Genomic DNA, 23,295 nt, shown 5'->3' with positions numbered 1-23,295 from the left:
AATATACCAAACACTAGGAAATCTTTCAACAAAAATAGAACAGTTTTTAAACCTGTATCACATCGTTATCAAACGTTCCAATCTTTTTACTACTGGCTGTCCACCAACGCTTTCTCTTAGCTGCCCGAATCATAACCTAACAAAAACGGCACATCGCCAAACGATGTGCCGTTTTGATTTACTTGTATTTTTCTTCCAGCTTGCTCATCCAAAGACCTAACCAAGCCCCCAAGACAAACAAGATAATTCCGATGACGGCCGTTACCCAAGTAAAGCCGCTATAGTTTGCCACCGGAGGAATCACGATCAAACCCGTTGAGGCAATAACGATCCCTAAAATGAAGTGATAGACTTTTGAATGATAATGCGTCAATAGCCACTCCATCAATTTCGAAAACAACAGCATCACTGCCAAGCCGCCAATGGCGATCGGTAGAAAGACACCCATGATGTCAAAGCTCTTAAAGCCTTTCAACATCGGATCATAAAGGCCCAGAACGAGCAAAAGGTTTGAAGGACTCAAGCCGGGAACCAAAACACCTAACGCGATCAGACCGCCGGCGATCACAAAACCTATGAAATTGGCAGGGATCGTTCCTAAGATATCGCCCATAAAATAGAGGAACAAGAAGCCGATGACCATACTGCCGAAGAACCAAATCAAATCACCGGTTGTTCGTTTGCTTTTTAAAGTAGATTCTTTGGCAAGTGCCGGTAATGTCCCAATAATTGCCCCCGCAAAGCCCCACAAAACGATGATTTGATAATTTTGCAGCAACCACTCTAATGGCTTCGATAAAAGACCGATCCCTACGATTCCCCCGATCCCTACTGGTAGGAAAAAGAGGAAATTCTCTTTAAAATTCTTCGTCAGATGTGCCATAAAGCGCAGCATCCGCTCATAAATGCCTAAGATGGCTGCCAATACGCCACCTGAAACACCAGGCAAGATAAAGCCCAAGGCAATCACCACGCCTTTAAGAAAACGTGACAAAATACTTTCGTTTCTCTGTTTTTCCATTTACAATTGCTCTCCTTAGCGATGGTTTTCACCAATCGTTCTTTTTTCATCAATCCCTTTAACTATACTTGATTGCCAAAAAAATGGAAAGTAATTTCTAATTCCTCATACAAGGCGGCACTCAAAGCTCTTTCAGCATCAAGAAATCCGTCTGCTCATCATCCCCCATAAAAAAGGAATGACTGCCAACTCTTTCAAAGCCCATCGTATGATAAAAAGCCAACGCATTGTCGTTAAATTCCCAAACGCCTAACCAGATCGACTTTTTCTGCAGCTCTTTGGCGGTCTCTTGGGCAAAAAGCAGCAGTGTTTTGCCATAGCCCATCCGCTTATGTTCTTTTTTGATATAGATCCGTTCAATTTCCAACCCCTCTGGGGCGATCGCTTCCGTCTGTGCCTCCCCCCAGTTAAGTTTGATATACCCTACGGTTTGATCATTTTCTTGCAAAAAATAAAACACCGATTGCGGATTTTCTAACTCTCGGGTCAGTTTCGGCAGATTGTAGGCTTCTTCTAGATAGATGCGGGTATTTTCCTCCGTATTGAAAGGAGCAAATGTATCGTAATAGGTGGATACGCTGATTTCTCCCAATTCTTCTAAATCTGCCAAAGTACATCGTTTGATAGCCATCAAAACGCCTCCTTTTTTATCAAGCTATTCTATCACATCTCCATTATCCCTTGCAAAAGCAAAAAGGGCGGACAGCTTTCCCCACTGTCCGTCCTTTCATAGACTTACTCTTTTATAACCAAGAGCCAGAAAACTGATGGATCACCATCGTACTCGGATCTTCCTCGACCTCACCCGTGATATAGCTTTTTGGTGAAAACGTCATTTGCGGGAAGATCTCTACGCCCTTAACGGTTTGTCGTTGATTATTCAATTCTAATCCGTGGTTTTGCAGCAGTTCCGTCACTCGGATCACATTGGTGACGACATCTTCCGTTTTTTCTGCCCGGACAAATTTTCGGTCATCGTAATCGTGGTACCATTCTTCCATAAAGGGATGGTGCGGAACCGCTCCAATGATCCCAGTAGAAATCTTGGTTTCGATCTCAAAGCCCATAAATGCCTCCAGTGTCAAGAGCTCATCTAAAGGTTTGACCACCTCGATATCAGTATCCATATAAATACCGCCTTCTGTCACTAACGCATACAAACGAACCACATCTGACACAAATGCCCATTCTTCTTGGTCATAGGCCTCTTTTAGATAAGGACCGAATTTTGAAAGGTCGATCGTTGATTCATCCCAACGTTTGATCTCATAATCCGGACAATATTTTTTCCAGGTATCCATGTATTTCTTTTCTTGTTCACCTAATGGATTGCCGCCAAACCAGCAATAATGAATAATTTTTGGAATCATCAATCTCTCTCCTTTAGTTTATTGGTCTCTTTTAAGTGTAGCGGATTTTGCAATTGTTTCAAAATCATATACACTTTTTACGGCGAAAAGAACTGTTGGCTCTGCTCTTCAGGATCAGAAAGGATCATTGAAAAAAGCACCTGAGTCAACGACTCGAGTGCTTTTTGAGGGATTGCTTATAAATAATGATTGTCCCGTAAGACGGCTTTTTTGATATCTGCCACCGTTTGCGTCCCCGCAAGCTGCATGACCATCTCCAATTCTTTTTTGAAGAAATCAAAGACTTGTTGAACACCAGTGGCACCACCTAGAGCCAACCCATAGATCACTGGTCGACCGATCGCCACTAGATCTGCTCCGCAAGCAATCGCTTTAAAGACATGCTGTCCTCGCCGTACCCCGCTATCGAAGACGATCGGCGCCCGACCTGCCACTGCTTCAGCCACGATCTGCAAGGAATCAAAGGAAGCTGGACCACCATCCAATTGGCGTCCCCCGTGATTTGAGACCCAAATCCCTTGTGCACCTGCCCCTAAAGCTCGTTCCACATCTTCTTCTGATTGCACCCCTTTGACATAAACTGGCAAGTCAGATTCTTTGGCGATAAAAGCGACGTCCTGGGGACTTAATTTTTGTTTTGAGGAGCCGTAAACGGCATCCATCGTTTGTCCGATCCCTGATTGATAAGCCTGAACGATCGGCATTGCCAACGGAAAGGTGAAGCCATTGCGGCGATCCGTTTCTCGATTGCCCCCCACGGTTGCATCTGCGGTCAAAACGATCGCTTTGGCGCCATTGCGTTTTGCCATCGCCAAGATGTCTTTGTTAATACCATCGTCTTTACTCATATAAAACTGGAACCACTGCGGCGCTTCTTGACCTCCAGCCGCTCGGATTTCTTCCAACGTACAAGAGGCATACGAACTCGCCGTATAGATCGTGCCAAAACGTGACACACCTTTGGCTGACGCTTGTTCTGCCGCAACATTTGCTAAGCCGTGGGCAGCCACAGGTGCCATAATGATTGGCGCTGACAACGTGTCACCGCCAAAGGACAACGTTGTGTCCGGTAATTCAATGTCCTTTAAGACATGAGGAATGATCAATTTGTGATTGAAGGCGCGTTCATTTTCTTGATAGGTAAAAATATCCCCCGCACCACTGCTGATATAGCCATACCCACCTTTAGGAATCACTTCCTCTGCCGCGATCTCCAAATCGCGCATATTGATAAAATCGATTGCTCCTTCTGCGGTACTTGCTTGATAAATTTTTTCCATGCCTTTCCCTACTCTCCGATAAGATAACGTTTACATTTTCATCCTACCCCTGATTGCAGGATCACGCAACTCATTCGCTCACTCCTGTCAAATAGGCTTACTTTACTTTTCCACTCAAGACAGCCCTCCATTTGAACTAGCTGAATTATTGTTTTGTTCGTTTAACATATTCTGCCAATAACAACGGCTGAATCGTTGGATATGTCCAACTGACAGGCGGCTTTACCCTTACATAGATTGCTTCGATCTCTGAGGTCAACTCATCCTCCAACTCCGTGATCTGGGCTTCGAACACCAAGCCGTAATCGGTCTCCCCGTCTTTTTCTACCCCATAGATAAATAACGGCTCTAGAGTAAAGTGCTTGGCGCCTGTTTCTTCTTTTAATTCACGGGCAGCACACTCTGTGATGCTTTCTCCTAGTTCTCGCTTGCCTCCAGGGATCTCCAAGGTGTCTCGTTCTTTGTGTTTGACATAGACGAACTTTTCTTGGTACTTGCTGATGATCACGGCAAAAACTAGCTGCTCTTCTGCGATCTTTTCAAGATCGAATATCGTTACGTTACTCATTTTTCTCATTCCTTTCAAAAAAGCAGACATGTTTCTAAAATAAACAGTCGTTAAATCAAAAAAAGTGCTGATCCCTTATGGAAAGGGTCAGCACTTGCAACTTATTACTCTTCTTCTTCCGCCATGAATGTGTTGAAGACTTCTTCAATCATATCCCATTCTGCTTCTGTTTCGATCTGTTCTAATTCACCTTCAGAACCGTCTTCGTTTTCAATATAAGCGTATGCTTGTAATTCAACGTCTTCTTCTTCTGGTACGCCTGCTGGATAAAGCAAGACGTAGTTGCGGCCGAATTCTTCCGTACCGTCAACCGTTAATAGAATTTCGTATAATGTTTCATTTCCTTGATCATCGATTAAAGTAATGTGTTCATGTCCTTCATGATCGTGATCGTGGTTATGATCGTGTGTATGTTCTGACATTTATTTTCCTCTTTTCTGTAAATTAAAACAGCTGTTTCCCAGCACCATCTAAATAATTCTGCAAAATCATGACTGCTGCTAATTTATCAATCACTTTTTTTCGTTTGGCACGCGATGTATTCGCCTGTTCTACCAGCATTCGTTCTGCTTGAACGGTCGTCAGACGTTCGTCTTGGTAAACGACCGGCAAACCGAACTGCTGTTCGATCGCTGCGCCGTAAGCCATAGAAGCTTCCGCTCTAGGTCCGATCGTATTATTCATATTTTTAGGTAGTCCTACCACAAAACGTGAGACTTCATATTCTTTCACCAATTCAGCAAGTCGATCATAACCGAAATTGCCTTCATCTTCATTGATGCGAATGATCTCGATCCCTTGTGCTGTCCAGCCCATTGGGTCACTGACCGCCACGCCGACTGTCCGCGAACCAACATCCAATCCCATGATTCTCATTATAGGTTGATCCCGTGATTGCCTAAATAATAACGGATCAGAACTTCCATGATCTCATCCCGTTCGTGACGACGAATCAAATTCCGGGCATCCCGATAACGAGGAATGTAAGCCGGGTCGCCAGAAAGGAGATAACCGACGATTTGATTGATCGGATTGTATCCTTTTTCCTCTAATGCTCGGTAGACGATAGCTAATGTTTCGCTGACTTCTTTTTTACGGCTATCATCAAAATCAAAGCGAACTGTTTCATCTGTAAAACCCATTTCACGACACCTCTCTTTTGTATAGATTTTAGCATATGTTCCTACTATATTGTACTAAACGTTTGATAAAACTACAAACATATGCTAAGATTTTCTCCATTATAACAAAGGTTTATGATGTTTTTATGAACTTTCTTAAAAAAAGCTAGAAAGCGCGATAGACATACTGGTTTTCTGGTGCTTCAATCGTCTTCTCTTGGTCTGCTACCACCATCGGCAAGTCCCGTTTGAAGGGTTGATAGTACTTCGATTGGATCGTCCCTTCCACGTGGAGCCACTGGTTATTTTCTGCCGTTGTTTGTTGTGGTAATTCCACTCGCAAGCCAAAAACGCCTGAATCAGCCACACAATGGATAATGCCAAAACGAAACAAAAAGATTTCATTGGCATCATCTTGATCTGCATGGTACACAAATCCATCATAGGTGATTTTCTTGCCAATAAATTCGCTCGGGTACGTATAGATCAACTCCATGACTTCCAAGTAATTTTCTTCCGTTATCGCAATCGTCTCATCTTTGGCGTAACGTGCCAATGCTGCATCCATCTGAGTGTCATAATCTTCTTTGTTAAAATAAAGACTTGTATCGGGTTTCAGATATTGGGTCGTCATTTCTGGATCCCCCACAGATTCTTCACTTAGGGGGAAATTAAACCCTTTTGCTTCAACGATCGTCGTATCCAAGCTAACGGTGGGAAAAAAGAGACCCACGATGATCGGTAAGGCTAATAGAAAATACGCAATCACTCGTTGGTATTTTTTCTCTAATCCATGCTGGTGCTCGTCGTCATGATGATGCTCGGGCTCTTGTTTGACCCAAAAGTACAGCTGGACCAAAGCCAACAATAAAGAAATGATCATAGATAAAATAGCGAGATAGCGATAATGAATGTTGATAAACTGATTGAGTTTGCCCGTCACTTGCAAATACATCATTAATTCAAAATAGCCTGATAAGATCAAAAAACGAATCATTCTTTACACCACCCATGCATAAATTGAAACGACGATTGCGACTAAACCAACCAGAGAAGCGATAAAACGCCCCGAAAAGTACCGCTTCATCATCAACAGGTTTTTAATATCTACCATTGGACCAAAAACCAGGAAACCGACGACTGGTCCAGTGCCGAATAAACTCAACAACGAAGAGCCGATAAAGGCATCTGCTTCGGAACATAGGGATAATGTCAGTGCCAACAGCAGCATGACGAAAACCGCTAACAGCTTCGTGGAGCCTAATGTCAGCATCAAGCCAGTTGGCAGATAGGTCTGCATCGCTGAGGCGATCAACGCACCAATGATCAAATAACGCCCAGTATCGAAAAACTCATCCAAACTATGCTGTAGCAAATGACGAATCTGCCGAAGAAGCGGATGACTGGTCTTTTCTGTTTGATGGTGGGCGTGATCATGCCCATGATGGTGTGGGTGAGCTACTTGCTCATTCCCGCCACTTAATTGATTGGCAAGCCGTGTTTTTAAGACCTCTTGTTTGTTAAAATACGCCAGCCAGATCCCCACGACCATTGCGACCAATAAGCTGCCCAGTACACGCAAAAAGGCGAATTTCGCGGAATTTCCAAAGGCAATGAATGTCGAAAAAATCACGATAGGATTGATGATCGGTGCAGTCAGCATAAAGGCAAACGCCGTATACACTGGCACTTCTTTTTTTACGAACTGATTAACGATCGGTACGATCCCACACTCGCAGGAAGGAAAAAAGACCCCCAGGCCACAACCAACAGTGATCGATGCCAATTTGTTTTTTGGTAAGAGTCTCGTGACTCTTTCTGGCGTCAAGAAGACTTGTAAAGCACCTGATATCAAGCAGCCCAATAGGACAAAGGGCAAGGCTTCAATGACGATAGATAAAAAAATAACACTCATTTGCAGGACAGAATTCGGTAATGCCTGAAACATAACTTTAACCTTCTTTATCAATAAATTCGAAACGCTGGAATTACTATACGTTTTTTCCTTTTTTTATACAACGTTTTTTTTAAAGCAGCCTATTTTTTTAATCGTTGCTTTAGATTTCCCTTATCTTTGAATCCTTCTTACTCACCTAAGCGATCAGCTGCTAGCAGATATTTTGACTTTTCCTCAAGAACAGCGTACATTTTCCATGGAGGAATGACTTATGCAAAAAAATCAACCGATCCAAGAGCAGCTCGCCCAACAACCGTTGGCACTACTCTATCTCTCTCAACCGAATTGCAGTATTTGTATTGCAGACAAACCACGCATCCAAAAACTGGCACAAACCCAACAACTCCCACTATTTACCATCAACACGCTGACAGAGCCAGAAGCAGCCAGTTTATTTTCGGTCTTGACGGTTCCCGTCGTCCTCTTGTTCGCAAATGGGAAAGAAGTGCATCGCGAAGCCCGCATCATCGATTTCACACGTTTGACTCAACAAATCTTGCGGTATCAAGAAGCACTCACAAGCGTTGAAGAGCAAGATTCCTACGAATCACTTTTTGACCAGTTAGACGAGTAAGTTCAGTGAATGAAAGCAAAAAACAGCTGTCAGATCCTTGTATATACTACGATCTGGCAGCTGTTTTGCTGGTTCCTATTTATGTGATGCGATTATTCGCTTAGTGATGGTTCTTCTACTGGTTCTTCATGGGACAAGACGTTGCCTGAATGCAAGAAATAAATCAATGTTTGCAATTCATTGGTTAAGTCAACGTTTTGAATCAGCACGCCTTTTGGTGCAGTGATCCGTGCAGGTGTAAAGTTCAAGATTCCTTTAATGCCAGCTTTCACAAGCTCGTTCACTAAATCTTGTGAATGTTGTGCGGGAACCGTCAAAATAGCCACATCGATCTGCTGGATCTTCACTTGTTCCTTCATGTCATCCATTGGATAGACCGGCACACCATCTACGATTCGACCAACTAGATCTTCATTGACATCAAATGCAGCACTGATCCGAATGCTGTTGCTTTGGTGAAATTTGTATTTCAACAAGGCGCTCCCCAAGTTTCCGACACCGACTAAAGCTACATTCGTCATGTGGTCTTCGTTCAATGTCTTCGCAAAGAACTGCATCAAGCTTTCAACGTCATAGCCATAGCCGCGTTTTCCTAATTCACCAAAGTAGGAAAAGTCGCGGCGGATCGTCGCACTATCAACTTGAACAGCTTCACTTAGTTCGGTCGAAGAAACTTTTAATTTGCCAGCTTGGTGCAAAATACGCAAGTAACGATAATATAAAGGCAATCGCTTCGCTGTTGCCTTTGGAATTTGATGATCTTTCAAAGAATACTCCCCCATTGTGAAAAATTCACTTGTGATGAAGCTATCATAACAAATACATTGTTCAAAAATCAATTTGAATGCTCATAATTTGAAATATAAATTTTATAATGGTAAAATCAAACTTTTTCCCAATCGCTGTTTTTCATAAAATATGATAGACTTGTAGTATTGCAACCTTGATACAGACAAGTTTCTTAAAGATAGGAATGACATACACATGATTTTATTACAAGCCAACCAAATCGCCCGTCTTTTCGGAGCCGAGGTTTTATTTGAAAATATCCAATTAGAGATTGCCAGCAATTCCCGAATCGCGCTTGTTGGGCGCAACGGTGCTGGTAAATCAACGCTACTGAAAATTATTGCTGGACTCGAAAGTCCTGATAAAGGAACGATCGCTAAAAACAAGACCGCTACGATGGGCTACTTAGCTCAAGATACCGGACTTGATAGTCAGGCCACCGTTTGGGAAGAAATGCTAGGAGCTTTTGCAACGGTTCGACAGATGGAGCAGCGCATGCGTACCTTAGAGATCGCCATCTCCGAAGCAGATCCTGCTGCTGACTCTGGCAATCTCCTGAAAGAATACGACCAGTTGCAGCATGAATTTGCAGAAAAAAACGGTTATGGCTATGAAAATGAGATTCGCTCCGTCTTGCACGGTTTTCAGTTTGATCCTTCTTTTTACACACAGCCGATCGATACCCTTTCCGGTGGTCAAAAAACCCGCTTGGCATTAGCAAAAATGCTGCTGCAAAAACCTGATATCTTGATCCTCGATGAGCCGACCAACCATTTAGACATCGAAACGTTATCTTGGTTGGAAAACTATCTACAAGGATATGCCGGTGCGTTGCTGATCGTTTCCCATGACCGTTACTTCTTAGACAAAGTTGTCAACGAAGTCTACGAACTGAGTCGGCAAAAAATGCGCCACTACAAAGGCAATTACAGCCGCTATTTGACCCTGAAAGCTGAACAGCTGCAAAGCGAATGGAAAGCCTTTGAAAAGCAGCAAGAAGAAATCAATAAACTGGAAGACTTTGTTGCCCGCAACCTTGTCCGTGCCTCTACCACCAAACGCGCGCAAAGTCGCCGTAAGCAATTGGAGAAAATGGACCGGTTGGATCGCCCGCAAGGAGATGAAAAATCCGCCCACTTCCTTTTTTCCATTGAAAAACCTTCAGGAAATGTTGTAATGCAAGTAGAAAATGCCGCTATCGGTTATTCTGAAGAAGAAGTCTTATCGGCGCCCATCGACTTAGATGTTCGTCGCAAAGATGCGATCGCTTTAGTGGGGCCGAATGGGATCGGCAAGTCAACCTTACTGAAATCGCTGATTCATAAAATCCCCTTTATTCAAGGAAAGGTGCATTTTGGCGCCAATGTCTCAATCGGGTACTATGACCAAACTCAATCCGATCTGCACTCAACCAAAACGATCCTCCATGAGCTTTGGGATGACCACAGTACCACACCTGAAGTCGATATTCGCAATATATTAGGCAGCTTCTTATTTTCGGGAGAAGATGTTGAAAAGCCGATCACGCTGTTAAGCGGTGGCGAAAAAGCCCGTGTCGCTTTGGCAAAATTAGCCATGGATCATGACAATTTCTTGATTTTGGATGAACCAACCAATCACTTAGACATCGACAGCAAAGAAGTCTTAGAAAATGCCCTGATCGATTATGAAGGCACGTTGTTCTTCGTATCTCATGACCGCTACTTTATCAATCGAATCGCCACCAAGGTCGTGGAACTGTCTGAAAACGGCAGCAAGCTCTATCTAGGCGATTACGATTATTATTTAGAAAAGAAACAAGAAGAAGCTGAGATCGCAGCAATGTTGGAAGCAAAAACAACCGAAACCACCATCTCAGCGGGCAAGCAAAACTTTGTCCAAAGCAAAGAACAGCAAAAAGCCGTTAGAACCTTACAGCGAAAAGTCGCCCAAATCGAAGAAGAGCTTGCCACGATAGAAGAAACGATCCAGCAACTGGAACAAGACATGACCGCACCAGAAGCGTTGAATGATCATGTAAAATTGACCGCGTTGAATCAAGCGTTAGAACAAGCCCGCACTGAACAAGAAGCCCTATTAGAAGCATGGGAAAATACTAGCTTAGAACTAGAGGCATTTGAAAGTTGATCGTGGAATCGGTCTGTAGGCCGATGACAAGCGCCCCCTCCTTTGTTTTACTTAAAAGAACAGGATGAATACGTACGATTCGTAAAACAAGGAGGGAAAAATGCAAAAACAGACAGATGTTTATCGAAAGCGTCGGCCAATGATTGTTTTAGCAGGATTGGTGTTGATTTGGATAGGGTTCAATCGAATCTCTCATCACGTGTTGTACGGAGAGTTGTCCGAACACGTGCACACCGTCGTTGCCTATGATGAGAGTTATGACGACGAATATATTTACTCTCAAGCTATTTTTAGTGAAGATATCAATGCTTACTTAGGGGAAATGGACATCACAACACCGATTTTCCTGCAGACGAACGAAGAATGGGCCGATAGATCCTATGGCAATGACGGCAGCCAAACCTTAGCAGAAAACGGCTGTGCGATCGCTTCTCTTGCGATGGTTCAATCCTATCTTGAAGGCTATCACATTACGCCACCGGAAGTCCTTGATTGGGCAGGAGATCATTATTACGTTGACGGCCAAGGAACGGACTGGCGGATTTTTTCTGACTTTGCCGATGCAAACGGCTACAACTATTATGATCTTAGTACTGACCTAGCTAGCGTTGAAGCCTACTTGCAACAAAATCATCCCGTCATCGTTTCTATGACCCCAGGGGAATTTACAGATGGCGGCCATATCATGGTCTTAGGTGGAATGATGGGCGATCAAGTGTTTGTCTTAGATCCCAATGATGATCCGGAAAAATCCCACTACGCTACTTACTACACACTAGATGAAATCGCTGATCAAAGCTTGCGCTTTTGGACCTTCAGCTGATTGTTCGAAAAAAGTCCCATTGGGGGCTTTTTTCTTTGTCGTCCCGAAAGCAGCAACTGGATCTTACTTTTTTAATAAAAAAACCCTTTTTTCTCCCCTTGGGAATCCGCTTTCTATTATAATGGAAGAAAGAAAGGTGTGAAGTCTATGAAAATCGGTATCCCCAAAGAAATCAAGAACAATGAAAATCGTGTGGCATTGCCGCCCTCCGGAGTCTATGAGTTAGTCCAAGACGGACACGAAGTCTTCGTTGAACAAGGCGCTGGTGCAGGATCAACCTTTTCTGATCAAGCGTATCAGGAAGTCGGCGCTACGATTGCTACCGTTGAAGAGGTTTGGGCCTCTGAATTGGTTATGAAAGTCAAAGAACCTTTACCAGAAGAATACCCCTTTTTGCATGAGGGACTGGTTTTATTCACCTATTTCCACGTAGCCGCCAATCAACAGCTTGCTCAAGCGTTGATCGACAGCAAAGTGATCGCTGTTGCTTATGAGAACGTCCAGCTGGCGAACGGCACCCTGCCTTTACTGTCTCCCATGAGTGAGATCGCTGGAAGAATGTCTGTTCAAATTGGCGCGCAATTTCTCGAAAAAATTTATGGCGGAAAAGGGATCCTGCTTTCGGGTGTTCCCGGCGTCCGTCAAGGTCGGGTAACGATCATTGGTGGTGGCGTTGCCGGCGAGAATGCCGCGAGAGTCGCCGTAGGTCTAGGCGCACAAGTGACAATTTTAGACGTTTCAATCCCACGCTTACAAGAGCTGGATCGACAATTTTCTGGTCAAGTCCAAACTTTGTATTCCAATCGTTTGAATATCGAGCGAACGATCCAATCCGCAGACTTGGTGGTAGGAGCCGTTTTATTGCCAGGACAAAAAGCCCCGTGCTTAGTGACCCGCGACATGGTGAAACAGATGCCTGAAAAATCGGTGATCGTCGATATTGCCATTGACCAAGGCGGAATTTTCGAGACCGAAGACAAAGTCACCACCCACGACGAGCCAACCTATATCCGGGAAGAAGTCATTCACTATGCAGTGGCGAATATGCCGGGTGCTGTGCCGCAAACGGCAACCATCGCATTGAGCATTGCCACATTACCGTATGCCCAGCAGCTAGCGAAAGACCCTTTAGCAGCGTTGCGAGAAAACGAGGCCCTTGCCAAAGGGGTCATCGCCTATGAGGGCGCATTTACTTCAAAAGAAGCCGCTCATGATCTGTCATTGCCTTTTACCGATCTATCGGAGTTGATTTGAGCCACTCTCCCACAATAAAACCAGCAGCCACACAAGTAATTCGCGGCTGCTGGTTTGCTTTCTATGAGAATTTCCTTTTTTGGGTAGCATGGGCTTTGGAAGTATGCTATATTCATACTTAAAAAAAATTCGACCTAGACAGGAGGAACACTGTGCTTACTCAACAACAAATCCAAGCATTTCCCAAAGTAGAACTTCATTGCCATCTCGACGGTTCCATTCGTCCAGAAACATTGATCGCCATCGCCAATCAGCAAGAGCTTCCCATCGCTCAAGACATCGAAGCTGTGAAAGCACAGATGCAAGCCCCCAAAGATTGTCATGACCTGAGGGATTATCTTCGCTGCTTTGATTTCGTTCGGCCGTATCTGCAAACACAAGAAGCGTTAGCAGCTGCTGCCTATGACGTGATGGAACAAGCCGCTCAAGATGGGGTCGCTTATATTGAGATCCGCTTTGCCCCCAGCTTATCGATGGACAAAGGACTCACTTGCAGCCAGACCATCCAAGCCGTGATCGAAGGCATCGCACGAGCAGAAAAACGCTACCCAATCAAAGGCAATGTTTTGGTCATTGGGATGCGTCAAGAAGACCTACCAGCTATTACGGAGATTTTTGATGAAGCGATCGCTCTTACCGATGAAAAAGTAGTCGGTATTGATCTAGCAGGTCCAGAAGAAGACGGGTACGTCCCTGATTTAGCTGCCAGCTATCAAGTGTTCCTCAAGAACCAAAGTGTCCAGCTGACCTTACATGCAGGCGAATGCGGCTGTGTGCAAAACATTTATCAAGCCATCGAAAGCGGTGCGCAGCGGATTGGCCACGGCATCGCCTTAAAAGGAGATCACACTGCTCAAGCGTTTGTTCGAGAACAAAAGCGCTGTATCGAAGGCTGTCCTACCAGCAATGTTCATACTCGTGCGATTCCCACATACTCGGCATACCCATTAAGAGAATGGCTGGAAGCCAAGGTCCCTTTTTGTTTGAACACAGATAACCGAACGGTCTCAAATACGACATTGACCAATGAATACCTGCAAATGGCTCATCATTGCGACATGTCCGAATCAGAGATGCGCTTCATAAACGAAACTGCCGCTCAGCATTCCTTTGCGGAAGCTGCCGACAAAGCGGTACTCTTGAAAAAAATTCAAGAATGGCAATTCTAATAAACATGGACGCTAGTGATCCCCACTGGCGTCCATGTTTATTTCCAAAACAATCAACTTTCTTTCCTTCACGCAAAGAAGAGCCGATCGATCCTTGTTAATCCTAAGGCATCGATTTCTAAAAGAGCTCTTTCGTAAATTTCTGTATTTGTGAAAGCCGCACTCTCGTGGGCATCGATCCCAATAATACAAGAGCAGCCGACTTCCTTAGCGATCTTCCAAAATTCAGGATGCGGATAGCCACCATTCGTATAGCCCGCCAAATTATACTCCAATGGCAGCTGATACTCTTTGGCTTTTTCGCATAAACGGTAAGCAACTTCTTCGCAATGGGAATCGAAGGTTTTATAGCCCCGCATAAACACATCTGGGTGTGCCATATAAGCAAAAATTTCTGATTCGATCCCTTGTAAAGAAACACGGAGATAATCTTTGATCGCTTTTACCGAATCCCCGGGTGTATGGTCGTAATAGTGATTGCTTTCGATTTCAGGAAAGTGATTGCCAAAAATCAAATAGTCGATCGACAGCCTTTCTTTCTCTGCAACTAGCCAAGGAATCATTGTTTCAAAATATTCACACTCTAATCCTAATTTCACATCGATTTGTCCTTGATATTTTTCCCGTAAGCTTTTCACCGATGAAACGTAATCTTCCAATTGCGCAACATCCATCCGCATGGGCGAGACATACCCATCCTCAAAGGGCCAGGGACAATGATCAGCGAAGCCGATTTCCTTAAAGCCAGCTTGGATGGCTTTGATCACATAGTCTTCATCAGAATCCCGTGCATGTTTGCATCGAGTTGTGTGGGTATGATAGTTTGCTTTCCACATGGTTATTCACTCCTTCTTATTACATTTAGGTTAATTTGTTTTTGTGATCGCATTTTAGGTACACTCTTCTTGAGGCGTTATCCTTCAAACCGTTCGCTATTTTACAGAATCTTTTGTAAACGGAACCATTTTTTCGAAAAAATAGTACTAGCTATCAACACCTATCACTTAGCAACTTCATCAGTCTGGATTTATTCCAGTCCATTTCATTATAGAATTGCGGCTATCCCAAGACAATCAAAAGAAAGCTGCAAGCGGTTGCTTCTTTTCCCATCACTTCCATTGAGTCGTTTCTCTTGGGACAAATGAATTTTTCAAGAGGACGTGTCTTGGTGCGGTTTTGTCTCCTTGTACCTCTTGAAAAAGTAGCTGGGTCGTCCAATCCACCATCTCCTCTAAAGGTCGTGCGATGGACGAAAGCAAAGGGTTAGTACAAAGACAAACATTGGTGTTTTCATAACCAATCACCTGAATCGCTTCACCAATCTTTTTATCCAGTGAATGAAGGGAACGTAAAGCGCAGGCTGCCAAAAAATCACTTGCCGCAAAAATGCCATCGATAGAAGGCCATTGACGAAAAAGTTGATCAAAGGAAGTTTGCGTGACATTTACAAAATCGAGTATGACCTCGTGAACATGGATCTCTGGGTATTGGTCCATCACTTGATAAAAACCAGCTGATTTTTCTTGAACGGAATGTAATGTCTTTGGTCCATTAACGAAGAGGATCTCGCGACAACGATTTTGGATTAAGATCTGTGCTGCCAACTGTCCACCTGAGGTATTATCCGCAGAAACGGAGGATACTTCATCGCTAAGGACTCTACCCACACTCACTAGAGGTAATTTGAGAACCTTTTGCAACAACGGACCTTGCGTACAAAGGTTGGTACATAAGATCAACCCATCAATATTATTTGCGAGAAACAAGTTCAAAAAATAGGCTTCTCTTTCAGGATTTCCTTGTGTGGTACCAATCATCAAACTATAGCCTTTCTCAATCAGTTGCGACTCGATTCGGGTAATAAATTGATTATAAAAATCATTTTTCAAATCATAGATCAGCAAGCCGATCATCTTTGAAGAATTGTAATAAAAGGACCGTGCTAATTCATTTGGTACATAATCAAGTGCTTGAATTGCTTCTAGCACAACCCGCTTTGTTTCTTCATTCACGTATTTTTTATTGTTGATCACTCGTGAGACGGTAGTCACGGATACATTGGCAAGTTTTGCCACATCTTGCATGTTTGCCATTGGTCCCTCCTTTCTCTCTTTTTCATGTCTCGTAATTGTTAAATCCTTTTCCATTTGATCTATTATCCGAATGCAACACTCTAAAATGCTTTCTTTTTATTCTATAATAACAAACCTTGCATCATATTTTCTGTTTTTATGAAAATAAAAAAGCTGTTTAGATGAAATCTCACCATAAACAACTTTTCTATGCTCGATAAAAGTTTGCATTAATGTCAGCGTCTTTGAAGAAAACAAGAAAATCACTCCCGTGTTCTCTTAAACAATCATTTACAAAAGCACCCAGCTAATTTTTTAAATCTAAGCCTTCAATCAACGCCACCGCACGATCGATCCCAGCGTCTTTTGTTTCTTCTAACACCACGTAACAGTATGGCTTGTGTTTGATCAGAAGCTGTAAAATTTCTGGATACCGTATTTGTCCTTCACCTAACGGGACAGGGATCACTTCTTCTCTCGAGAGTTGAAAATCCTTTAGGTGCAAGCAGACGATTTTCTCGCCAAAAAGAGTAAACGCTTCTTCTACCAATGCAACTTGATCAGCAGCCGTTTTTGCGGTGATCAAATTCGTTGGATCGTAAATGATCCCTAGATAATCAGAAGGAACACGTTCAATCAGCTCGGCGATGCGCTGATTCGAATACAACGGATGATTCATTCCTGCTTCGATCCCTACCATGGTTTTATGTTTTTCTCCTACTCGAACGAGTCGCTGGATCACATGGATCAAGTCTTCAAAAACCTCATCCGAAAAATTCTCTTCGCTATATCCCAGCGCGGCAATGACTGAGCCTGTTTCTGAAGCCACCATGCTGGCACCAAAATAACGGGCATGGAATAAGTAGCGCTCAAATTTCTGTAAGATTTTCTCTCGTTCCTCTGGTTCGGGATGAATCAAGTTACTATAACAACTTAACAAAGCGATTTGAACGCCTTGTTCTTGGAATTCATTCTTGAAGAAGGTCCCCATACCTGGACTCATTTTTTCAGGAGCACTTAGGTCTGGAAAAGACGCATTCAAGGCAAACTGAACGTTTCTTATTTTCTTTGCTCCTACCGCTTGTGCTAGCTGCTTGGGTGTATATTCTCCTGAGAGGTCATGCCCTCGGATGGCTAAATGAATCATCTGACTCCTCGCTTTCTACTGTTTTTTCCCATTCAATAATCAAATTTTCATAAGGTTCTAGCCTATGGTTACCCCGCGCCAGCGCTTCACCTGATAAGCGTTCGAAACCGGGGAGATGTAAGGTAAAGTCAGCTGTCGTCATCCCTAAGTTACTGATCCAGAGTTGGACATGGGTCGCTGACTCTCGGCGATACTTCATCACACCTTCCGAACATTTGATCAACAGGCGCTCTGATTCATAAGGGAAAAGTTCTTTGTGACAAAACGACTGCCATATCAAACTGTCTGGTAAATTGCTAGGTAGCGCACCTAAATAGATGATCTCTCCTTGAGCCAGTTGTTTCTTAGCTAGTAGCGTTTGGTCATTCCCTCGTCCGATCGTTTCCCAATCTTCTGGGCAATGAAAAACTGTGACCAAATGATCCAAAGGTTCTTTTAGGCCGTCATAGGTTAGCTGATAAGTCAGTCCTTTCACCGTAAACTGCTGGATTTGGTCAAACCCGAGCCATTCTCCTAAACGATCTAAGCCATTCGTCGCTGGCCACGCTAGCTCTTTTGTCCGATCCCCCGTCATCGGGCCTAAAATCAGCTTGCCTCCTGCTTCAGTAAAGGCGGCAAATTTTTTCAGCAAGGTAGGACTGATCCAACGAACAAATGGGGCAAGAACAACATCATACTCTTCTAACGGACTATTTTCTTGAATGATTTCTACACGAATCCCTTGGCGAATCAGACTGCCGTAAAATTCGGTAAACAGGCTGCGATAATCATAAATACCCCCATGATCGATCGTGTAAAAGCGTTTCGAGTAGTCCGAGTAGATGATGGCTATTTTTGCAGATACATACTTCGTTTCCGCTAAAAGTGGTGCGATCTGTTGTCTTAGTTCGCCAATCCGAACTACCTCTTCATACCCACGATCTGGCTCTCCCCAAGCAGTTAACACGGCGCTATGGGGTTGCTCCACACCATAGCGATGTCCACGAAAATGCCAAAAACAGAAGGATTTCAAATGACCAGCATAGCCAATGAACGCTTCACTTGTGACAAACCCATGAGGACGAGGTGCCGCATAGTTTTCAATATGACCGGCATTGGCGGTACAAGTTTCTAACAATAACATTTCCTTGTTGCGCGGTTTGACATTCCGCCAACGATCCAAGTTCATGGTATACGCTGGATAGTTGTCTGCCGGTGCATACGTATCAAAACCGGCAATATCTAAATCAGCAAATAGCTCATCATTTTGCAAGTTAAACCCAAAAGCGGAGTTATGGGTAATGGGTAACGCGGTCTCCATTCGGATAAAATGACAAAGATCATGCGCAAACTCATTCAACGTATCAGTGGTAAAGCGACGAAAGGCATTCATCAGGGAAGAATTATGCAAAAACGGGGTCGTTAGTGGCAAGACGACATCCTCAAATGCGTCATACCGCTCACTCCATACCTTCGTGCCCCAACACTCGTTGAGGTTGGTCACGGATTGATAGCTGTCTTTTAAATACGTATGCCAACGCGTTTGGCATGTCGTACAGTAACATAGATCGACATGACATTTAAACTCATTGTCCAATTGCAACATAACGACATTTTCATGTTTTTCGGCAATCTCAGCGATTTTTCTCGTCAACCGATAGGCATAACGGCGAAAGTCCTCGTTGTTTGTACAGACATGCTGTCTTGAGCCGTGATGCATCTTCGTTCCATCTTGATTAGTGATTAATGCTTCTGGGTACTGTTTTGTAAACCAGCGGGGTGGGGTCGGCGTTGGAATACATAAGCAAACATCGATGCCATTTGCTTGGTACTGTTCTAGCGCACGTTCCAACAACGAAAAATCATATTCTCCAGGTTGAGGCTCCAAGTCACGCCACATGAATTCCCCAATTCTAGCAAAATTCATGCCCAACGTTTTCATCGTTTGACTATCACTTTGCATGATTTCTTCCGACCAGACTTCTGGATACATGCAGGCGCCGTAATAAATATCAGGAAACAGTGGTTGCTCATGGAAAAACGCCTGTAAACGAATCGCTACATAGCGAGCGATCATATGCGCCCCGACCTTTGAAAAGTGAGTATCATCTGCGAGACCTGCAGGATAATTGGGGTGCTCATCTGGTGCTAACCAAACAAAGAGCGCTTTGGAAGCTTCTAGTCCTAGTGTGTCATAATAATGATAGGTATAGCGATTTAAATCAAACAAATCCACTTCTTCCGTTCGACTAAGTTCTCTTAAGACCGATAAAAACGCTGACAACGTATGCGCCAGTCGTCCCTCTTCTCCTACACGCCGTTCAACAGGTGTACACAGGATCGGGATTCCTGCTTTTTCTTTGATTTGACGGATCATCTCTGTCAAATGAGCAATGTACGCCTCCATCGTGACATGATTTTTCTCTTTTTGGTCATTATGTCCAAATTGCAGTAGGACGACTGTATTCGGTTCGACTTCTTGCAGGAGTTGCTCAAACAACCCTTCTTCGATAAAGGAACGAGTCGTACTGCCGTTTTTCGCAAAATTGCGTACGTCTACTTCTGGGGACAGATAGCTTGGTAAAGCTTGTCCCCAGCCCATCATTGGCTGTTGATCAATGGGATAATCCGCCACGGTTGAATCTCCGCCTAGAACGATTTTCATTTCTTTTCTTCCTCCATCTATTTACTATCAGATTTCCAACAGCTTCGACAAGTCCACTGGTTTTCTTGCTGAACATAAGCTGCATTGAAAATCGCTTTCTTTTCTATTATACAAAACATTTGCTGACGAAAACATGGAAAAATCAGAGCAAAAGCTGCGAAAATACGAGCTTTTCCGCAGCAACCAACAGTGATCAGCTCTGACCTTTTCGATATTGTCCTGGGGTCATTCCCGTGCACTTTTTAAATAAACGATTGAAGTAACTGGGATTATACCCAAGGTTTTCTGCAATTTCATTGATTTGGTGATCAGTTTCGAGCAACTGCCGTTTTGCTTCTACGATGCGAACATTGGTTAAATAATCAATAAAGTTGACCTGCTTGGCACGCTTGAACTCCTTACTCAAAAAGATTGGGTCTACTTCGAAACGATCCGCAACGTATTCTAACGAAATTTGTTCATTGCGAAAATCAGATTGGATGTACTCCGCTACTTTTTGGATCATTTCACTATAAGAATTAGCGACATTTTCTTGCCAGAGGATGGAGACGGGTTTTAAGAAATGATGGTACAAAAAGGCTTGGATCTGATTGATGGCTAAAAGTCGTTCGATTCGCTCTAACACAACCGTTTTCGATACATAATCCGTTCGTGAGACCCCATTTTCATTTAAAAGGTAATCGACTTGATCGTACAGTCGATTGACCACATAGATCACCGCAGCCTGTTGATTGTTTTCTGCCACGACCTGTTCTAAAAACCGCTGGACACTTCGTTGCAATTCTTCATGATAGCCACTTTTCAGCGCTGTTAAAATCAAATTTTCTTGCGAAAGAGAATACTTCGGCAGCGGGCGCATTTTCTCTCCTTGAAGCACTTGATTTTCGGGAATCAACCGTTGCAGATGGATTTGCTTTTTGAGACGTTGGGCAACTTCAGGCAACTTGCGAATCTCTGTTTCTTGTTGCGAACTAACGATGGTGACATAACGGCAGACGATCAAATTGATTTGCTTGGTGATCATCGTGAAGTAATCTGTCAGTAGCTGCTCTTGATTGACCACAAAAACCAAAATCCGTCCTTCATTTGAAGAAACAATGGTTGATTCAGGGAAAAACATGGCTGTGACATCCGCTATAATGTTTTCTAAGGCAAACAAAATGTGGGTTTCATCTTGTGAATTTGCTTGATTGCTTAATAGATCATTGAGTTGGAAATAAAACAGGCGATACCCTTGGTCACTTAAGCACCAGTTTTTTTGCTGCAGTAATTGTTGCGATTCTTCCTCCGATAAATAGCCATAATACCCTTCCATCAAATGTTGGATCACTTGTCGCTTCAGCGAATCTTGAAAGCGTTCCGCCTGATTTTGCAACAATCCTTTTTCCCGACTTAATTGTTGCCAACGGTCCACCAAAAACTCCAGATCGTTTTCTTTTTTCCATTGGGTATTACCAAAGAGCTGATCCATCGTTTTTTCAAAAGGTTGGTATTGTTTTTTTGCCAAAAAGAGACTCATGACTGCCACACAAGCAATAAAAAGAATGCTTACGACGATCAGCACTCTAGCCAAATGAGTGACTGGCTCGGTAATCAATGCTAAGGGAACGACGGTATAAAACGTCCATATTTGGTTGAGTCGCGTACTGTTTACGGCGATCATGCTATAATCATTGCCATTGATCGATTCGACCCAGGTTCCTTGATGCTCCTCACTCAGCGGTTGGATAACATTCGCTAAGTTCTGATCGCCAATAAAACGAAAACTCTCATGATTAAAGGAAATCGCTGCGAGTCCATTTTCAATTTGAGTATCATAAAAATACTTTAACAATGATTGCTCGTCGATCGTTGCAACTAAAAAAATTTTAGGCTGATCTTCGCCTTGGCTATCAATGTTTTGTACAAAAATCAATTCATCCTCTTCTTCAATGATCTTCCACTGATACTGCCTACCATTATCGATCCGATAGCGTTCAAATGCTGTTTTGGTTTGCTCGAGCGTTAATTCATACGTGCCGCCACTTTCAATCCCAAAGGGCGCCTCTCCGAGCGAATAAATACCGATTCGATTGACATAATTGGAGCTATTGGTTAAGTAAAACAATTCTTCCGACAGCTGGATCAACGTCTGATAATTCGTCGTTTCCAATAAATCTTCTTGGTAGCGCCTTTGAAACGATTGCCCCCAAACGCTTAAAGTCACTTCCAGCTGCGAGAACTGTTGGTTGATGTTACTAACGATTCCTTCGACTTGGCGATTGTTTAGTTCTTGATACGATCGTTGTAATGGTCCGATCAAATAGGCATGCAAAAAGATTGCAACGGCTAATAGCGGCACGACGATCCATAGACTGGCTAGCTGCAGTTTTCGATGAAAACCGCCTGTTTTAAAGTACTTCATTCCCAAACACCCTTGTAATAGATTTTATGTAACAAATTGTCATGCGAAAAAACGCATGACAACCTATCCACAACTATTGAAGTGTATCATCCTTTGACGGATCCAATCAGCATTCCTTTGGCAAAATGTTTTTGCAAAAACGGATAGAAGATCAAAATTGGTAAAGTCGCCACAATGATGACTGCAAATTTGATTCCTTGTTCAGGCGGCACATAGTTTGGGTCCATACTTGCTAACGCATTGGCACCACTGGAGGCCATCGTGATCTGTCTTAACAATAACTGAATCGGCCATTTTGCTGAATCGTTGATATAGAGCAATCCACTCATGAAGTCGTTCCAGATACCAACGGCGTAAAAAAGGGTGAAGGTCGCGATCACTGGTTTTGATAAAGGCAAAATGATTTTCCATAAGATCCCTAGTTCCGTACAGCCGTCCATCTTGGCGGATTCTTCCAACTCGATCGGCATTTCTTGGAAAAAGTTTTTGATGATCATTAAGTTGAACGGATTGATCGCGATTGGCAAAATCAATGCCCAATAAGAATTGATCAGTCCTAAATTTTTCACCACGATAAACGTTGGGATCATCCCACCTGAAAAGAGCATTGCAAAAATCACGAGATTCAACAAGGTGTTCCGTCCTTTTAGGTGCTTGCGTGATAAAGGATAGGCAAAGGTGAAGGTACAGAAAAGCTGCACCAGCGTGCCAACGATGGTAACGCCGACCGTTACAAGCAAACTACGGATAAAGGTGTTGGTTGAAAAAATAAAGCGATAGGAGTCGAGACTGATCTCATTTGGCCATAAGAAAAACGAACGTGTGGTCAATTCTAACTCCGTAGCAAATGAACCGGCGATCACATAAATAAAAGGAATCACCATGAATAACCCAATCAATGCCAAAAATAGTGCATTAAAAATGTCAAATATTTTCCCTGCTTTCGTATTGTGTAAAGTAGCCATCTTTTTCCTC

At 43.3% G+C, this 23,295-nt stretch carries 22 protein-coding genes; 5 read left to right on the top strand and 17 right to left on the bottom strand.

From position 1 onward, the window contains the following. Positions 1-178 precede the first annotated feature (178 nt). From IGI89_RS08975 to IGI89_RS08930, 10 genes are all read right to left on the bottom strand, one after another. A complete protein-coding gene (locus IGI89_RS08975; RefSeq protein WP_005234267.1) occupies positions 179-1,021 on the bottom strand; it encodes a DUF368 domain-containing protein in 843 nt (280 codons plus the stop codon). A gap of 121 nt (positions 1,022-1,142) precedes the next feature. Continuing rightward, entirely contained in the window at positions 1,143-1,652 is a 510-nt protein-coding gene (locus IGI89_RS08970) for a GNAT family N-acetyltransferase (RefSeq protein ID WP_438735558.1), read from the bottom strand. 112 nt (positions 1,653-1,764) lie between these two features. Then, positions 1,765-2,391, bottom strand: a complete 627-nt coding sequence (locus IGI89_RS08965) for a glycosyltransferase family 32 protein (protein WP_010749841.1) — start codon at positions 2,389-2,391, stop codon at positions 1,765-1,767. 176 nt (positions 2,392-2,567) lie between these two features. After that, positions 2,568-3,671 carry an alpha-hydroxy-acid oxidizing protein gene (locus IGI89_RS08960; RefSeq protein ID WP_008380802.1) on the bottom strand — a complete coding sequence of 368 codons (1,104 nt, stop codon included), beginning with the start codon at positions 3,669-3,671 and terminating at the stop codon, positions 2,568-2,570. 145 nt (positions 3,672-3,816) lie between these two features. Continuing rightward, positions 3,817-4,239 (bottom strand): NUDIX hydrolase, encoded by a 423-nt coding sequence (locus tag IGI89_RS08955; RefSeq protein WP_176285369.1) that lies wholly within the window; start codon positions 4,237-4,239, stop codon positions 3,817-3,819. Positions 4,240-4,343: 104 nt separating this feature from the next. After that, complete coding sequence (locus IGI89_RS08950; RefSeq protein ID WP_005228559.1) at positions 4,344-4,661, bottom strand: DUF1292 domain-containing protein; 318 nt, start codon at positions 4,659-4,661, stop codon at positions 4,344-4,346. 22 nt (positions 4,662-4,683) lie between these two features. Beyond that, the gene (gene ruvX / locus IGI89_RS08945; RefSeq protein ID WP_005234242.1) at positions 4,684-5,115 is read right to left on the bottom strand and encodes a Holliday junction resolvase RuvX; all 432 of its coding nucleotides are present in this window, start codon (positions 5,113-5,115) and stop codon (positions 4,684-4,686) included. Next, a complete protein-coding gene (locus tag IGI89_RS08940) occupies positions 5,115-5,381 on the bottom strand; it encodes an IreB family regulatory phosphoprotein (RefSeq protein WP_005228556.1) in 267 nt (88 codons plus the stop codon). The genes ruvX and IGI89_RS08940 overlap by 1 nt, the downstream gene beginning before the upstream one ends. Positions 5,382-5,526: 145 nt before the next feature. Further along, on the bottom strand, positions 5,527-6,357 hold the full coding sequence (locus IGI89_RS08935) for a TIGR03943 family putative permease subunit (protein WP_438735557.1): 831 nt from the start codon (positions 6,355-6,357) through the stop codon (positions 5,527-5,529). A gap of 3 nt (positions 6,358-6,360) precedes the next feature. Further along, complete coding sequence (locus IGI89_RS08930; RefSeq protein WP_008380792.1) at positions 6,361-7,308, bottom strand: permease; 948 nt, start codon at positions 7,306-7,308, stop codon at positions 6,361-6,363. A gap of 220 nt (positions 7,309-7,528) precedes the next feature. Between IGI89_RS08930 and IGI89_RS08925 the strand changes: the two genes are divergently transcribed. Next, positions 7,529-7,891: a thioredoxin family protein gene (locus IGI89_RS08925; RefSeq protein WP_438735556.1), complete on the top strand. Its 363-nt coding sequence runs from the start codon at positions 7,529-7,531 to the stop codon at positions 7,889-7,891. Positions 7,892-7,983: 92 nt separating this feature from the next. Here IGI89_RS08925 and IGI89_RS08920 read toward each other — a convergent pair whose 3' ends face one another. Beyond that, on the bottom strand, positions 7,984-8,658 hold the full coding sequence (locus tag IGI89_RS08920; RefSeq protein WP_005228549.1) for a redox-sensing transcriptional repressor Rex: 675 nt from the start codon (positions 8,656-8,658) through the stop codon (positions 7,984-7,986). Positions 8,659-8,875: 217 nt separating this feature from the next. Between IGI89_RS08920 and IGI89_RS08915 the strand changes: the two genes are divergently transcribed. From IGI89_RS08915 to add, 4 genes are all read left to right on the top strand, one after another. Further along, positions 8,876-10,807, top strand: a complete 1,932-nt coding sequence (locus tag IGI89_RS08915; RefSeq protein WP_438735555.1) for an ABC-F family ATP-binding cassette domain-containing protein — start codon at positions 8,876-8,878, stop codon at positions 10,805-10,807. Between the two features lie 100 nt (positions 10,808-10,907). Continuing rightward, complete coding sequence (locus IGI89_RS08910) at positions 10,908-11,630, top strand: C39 family peptidase (RefSeq protein WP_086297862.1); 723 nt, start codon at positions 10,908-10,910, stop codon at positions 11,628-11,630. A gap of 147 nt (positions 11,631-11,777) precedes the next feature. Further along, entirely contained in the window at positions 11,778-12,884 is a 1,107-nt protein-coding gene (gene ald, locus IGI89_RS08905) for an alanine dehydrogenase (protein WP_016612688.1), read from the top strand. A gap of 152 nt (positions 12,885-13,036) precedes the next feature. Further along, positions 13,037-14,053, top strand: a complete 1,017-nt coding sequence (gene add / locus IGI89_RS08900) for an adenosine deaminase (RefSeq protein ID WP_086297866.1) — start codon at positions 13,037-13,039, stop codon at positions 14,051-14,053. A gap of 68 nt (positions 14,054-14,121) precedes the next feature. On the opposite strand, the gene IGI89_RS08895 is transcribed toward add, so the two are convergent. The 6 genes from IGI89_RS08895 to IGI89_RS08870 form a co-directional block, all read right to left on the bottom strand. Beyond that, positions 14,122-14,889, bottom strand: a complete 768-nt coding sequence (locus tag IGI89_RS08895) for a histidinol-phosphatase (protein WP_086316497.1) — start codon at positions 14,887-14,889, stop codon at positions 14,122-14,124. Positions 14,890-15,162: 273 nt separating this feature from the next. Further along, positions 15,163-16,146, bottom strand: a complete 984-nt coding sequence (locus tag IGI89_RS08890; protein WP_438735554.1) for a LacI family DNA-binding transcriptional regulator — start codon at positions 16,144-16,146, stop codon at positions 15,163-15,165. Between the two features lie 286 nt (positions 16,147-16,432). Continuing rightward, on the bottom strand, positions 16,433-17,272 hold the full coding sequence (locus IGI89_RS08885; RefSeq protein WP_008380772.1) for a sugar phosphate isomerase/epimerase family protein: 840 nt from the start codon (positions 17,270-17,272) through the stop codon (positions 16,433-16,435). Then, a complete protein-coding gene (locus IGI89_RS08880) occupies positions 17,244-19,916 on the bottom strand; it encodes a beta-galactosidase (protein ID WP_438735553.1) in 2,673 nt (890 codons plus the stop codon). Before IGI89_RS08880 ends, IGI89_RS08885 begins: the two co-directional genes overlap by 29 nt. A 193-nt stretch (positions 19,917-20,109) precedes the next feature. Next, a complete protein-coding gene (locus tag IGI89_RS08875) occupies positions 20,110-22,320 on the bottom strand; it encodes a helix-turn-helix transcriptional regulator (RefSeq protein WP_438735552.1) in 2,211 nt (736 codons plus the stop codon). Positions 22,321-22,406: 86 nt separating this feature from the next. Continuing rightward, positions 22,407-23,285, bottom strand: coding sequence for a carbohydrate ABC transporter permease (locus IGI89_RS08870; RefSeq protein ID WP_086297880.1), 879 nt, complete (start codon positions 23,283-23,285; stop codon positions 22,407-22,409). Positions 23,286-23,295 lie beyond the last annotated feature (10 nt).

The sequence above is a fragment of the Enterococcus sp. AZ141 genome, assembly GCF_051714385.1.
GTDB classification, from domain to species: domain Bacteria; phylum Bacillota; class Bacilli; order Lactobacillales; family Enterococcaceae; genus Enterococcus_D; species Enterococcus_D entomosocium.
Note: the sequence above shows the minus strand (reverse complement) of the source record. Positions and strands in the feature narration are given on the sequence as shown.